The following is a 2,769-nucleotide window of genomic DNA, read 5'->3' as shown; positions in this document are numbered from 1 at the left end:
GGTTTAAAACTCAAACGTTATAGTTTTTTGACTCTATATATAGTATCTCTGCGTAAGTCCTGATTTGATTAACCAATTCTCAATGGATTAGAATTTACAATTATTTGATTAACCAATTCTAAATTCTTAAAATGATTAACAATCATTCAACCAGATTTGTTAAGTATCTCTCATTATTGAGAATGTAGAATTTTTGATTAACCAATCCTAAATTCTACATTCTTAAGATTAACCAATTCTACATTCTACATTCTAAATTCTTCAACTTAAATTCAAAAAGGAGTCCCGCGCTGTAATATCTGATTCAGCGTCGGGAGGAATTTTTGAGAACAAATAAATAAAAATCTGTTTCACTATTGATTTTATTCACAATTTGAAGTATAGTATAATAATGAAACAGATAACGACTATATCCTGCAAATTGAAGGTTTCCCCAGAAGTAGTAAAAGAAATGAATGCTACCATGGAAATATTTGCTAATGNAAGGAGTCCCGCGCTGTAATATCTGATTCAGCGTCGGGAGGAATTTTTGAGAACAAATAAATAAAAATCTGTTTCACTATTGATTTTATTCACAATTTGAAGTATAGTATAATAATGAAACAGATAACGACTATATCCTGCAAATTGAAGGTTTCCCCAGAAGTAGTAAAAGAAATGAATGCTACCATGGAAATATTTGCTAATGCTTGTCAGTATGTTCATAACAATAGTGATCAGAAACTGACAAATAATGTGGCAATGCAATCTTTAATGTACGATACAGTTAGAGAAAAGTTTCAGTTATCAGCACAAACTACAATTCACGCCATTAGACGAGTATGTTCTAATCGCAAAACTTCTATAACTAATCATATTAAAAAAGAATTAACTTTTGCACCAACATCAGTTGATTACGACAGTAGAACATTTAGTTTAGATACAAAGAAATGGATTGTGAGTTTAAAGCTTTTGAGTAAGCGCACAAAGTTTGAGTTATTAATAGGTAATTATCAACGTGGAATATTAAAAGGTAGTAAGGCTACTTCAGCAGTCTTAACTAAAAGAAATGATGGAACTTACTATATAAATATTCATGTTAATCATATTGTTCCTGAGCCAAAGTCAACAAATAAAATAATAGGAATTGATTTAGGCAGGACAGATATAGCCTCAACATCTGAAGGTGAATCATGGTCAGGTAAAAATATAACTTCTAAGAGAAATCATTATTATCAAATGAGAGCAGTTCTACAAAGAAAAGCATCTAAAGGCACTCGTAGTAGTCGGAGAAGATGTCGGCAACTACAGCAACGGTTATCAGGTAAAGAACGACGCTTTCAGAAACAGGTTAATCACGAAATAACAACTTATTTAGTCAAAAAAGCAGCGACTAATAAGAATTCAATTGCCATAGAAGATTTAGCTAATATTAGAAAAAGAACTAATCAGCAACCAAGAAGCAGGAAAGAAAGAAGATTATCTAATAGTTGGGCTTTTTATCAGTTCAGAATATTTCTTGCTTATAAATGTGTGTTACATGGCGTGAAATTAATATTAGTTAATCCAGCATATACAAGCCTTACTTGCCACAAATGTTTGCATATAAGTCCGACAAAAGAAACTACATATAGAAAGGGTAAAAACTACCACTGCTTGAATTGTGGGTGGAAAGGTGATGCTGATTATAATGGTGCCAAAAATATAGCTGCTTTGGGGTTGAGTGTAAACCAGCCTAGAGGTTCAGAATTCCTGTCTTGTGCAGTAGTTCTAGGGCTACCAAAAGCCCGCGCTGTAAAGAATTTAAGCGCCGGGTAGTTTACAGATTATGGAAAAGTCAGCAGTTAAGCCACAATTTCCACTTGTAACAGTTGGTGCTTTAGTTAAGGGGCCTTCCAATCGGATATTAATTGTGGAGACGACAAAATGGAATGGTACATGGGGAGTACCTGGGGGAAAGGTTGACTGGGGAGAAAGTTTAGAGAATGCTTTGGCGCGGGAGTTTATGGAAGAAGTGGGGTTGAAGTTAAATGATATTCGCTTTGCTATGTTCCATGAGGCAATACTGGACTCACAATTTTATAAGGAAGCTCATTTTATTATGGTTAATTATTGGGCAAAATCCGATGCAGAAGATGTTGTTCCTAATGAAGAAATTGTGCGATGGGAATGGGTGACTCCTGAAACTGCTTTTGATTATCCTTTGAATAGTTATACTCGAATACTTATTGAAAAGTTTCAGTCTCAAAATTCTTCGTTATAGCCAATATCTATTTTAAATGTGTTGTATTTGTATTTGTATTTGTATTTGTATCTGTGGAATGGGCATCTTGCCCGTTCCTGATATTTTCAGGCAGGGAAAATATTTTGTGTTTGTGAAATAGACATATTGCCTGTTCCTTAATATTTTTATGCAGGCAGGATGCCCGCCCCACTGAAGATTAATATTAATGTAATTCCTATCAAATTTGTAAATCTGTTTCCTGCCAAAAAAAAGGATAACCTTCTGGAGAATCTGACAATCCTGCTTTCACAGGATTTTGGCGAATATATTCCCACATATTTGTTAATTATAAGTCATTTCTGACAATGCGATCGTATCTTTCTGATTGCCAAACTTGAACTATTTGAGTCATAATTTTCAGAATTTGTTTGGCACTGTAGCTTTTGATGCTGTGCATTATAGTTACTAAATCTATAGAAAAATATTCCTTGACTTAGTTTTAATTAAGTGTTACCTTAACGGGGTGAACTACAACACCCTCTATCCCATTGCTAAAAGCGTTTGGG

2 protein-coding genes are annotated in these 2,769 nt (G+C 33.9%); both read left to right on the top strand.

Translation table 11 applies throughout. From position 1 onward, the window contains the following. Positions 1-657 precede the first annotated feature (657 nt). Positions 658-1,797 (top strand): transposase, encoded by a 1,140-nt coding sequence (locus tag AFK68_RS03060; protein WP_246843966.1) that lies wholly within the window; start codon positions 658-660, stop codon positions 1,795-1,797. A 10-nt stretch (positions 1,798-1,807) separates the two neighbouring features. Then, complete coding sequence (locus tag AFK68_RS03055; protein ID WP_094671530.1) at positions 1,808-2,242, top strand: NUDIX domain-containing protein; 435 nt, start codon at positions 1,808-1,810, stop codon at positions 2,240-2,242. Positions 2,243-2,769 lie beyond the last annotated feature (527 nt).

The organism is Hydrocoleum sp. CS-953 (assembly GCF_002260545.1).
Classification (GTDB): domain Bacteria; phylum Cyanobacteriota; class Cyanobacteriia; order Cyanobacteriales; family Microcoleaceae; genus Trichodesmium.
Note: the sequence above shows the minus strand (reverse complement) of the source record. Positions and strands in the feature narration are given on the sequence as shown.

Bases quoted from the DNA above. Each gene is read 5' to 3' on its own strand.
- AFK68_RS03060 (WP_246843966.1), top strand. From the start codon at position 658: ATGAATGCTACCATGGAAATATTTGCTAATGCTTGTCAGTATGTTCAT.
- AFK68_RS03055 (WP_094671530.1), top strand. From the start codon at position 1,808: ATGGAAAAGTCAGCAGTTAAGCCACAATTTCCACTTGTAACAGTTGGT.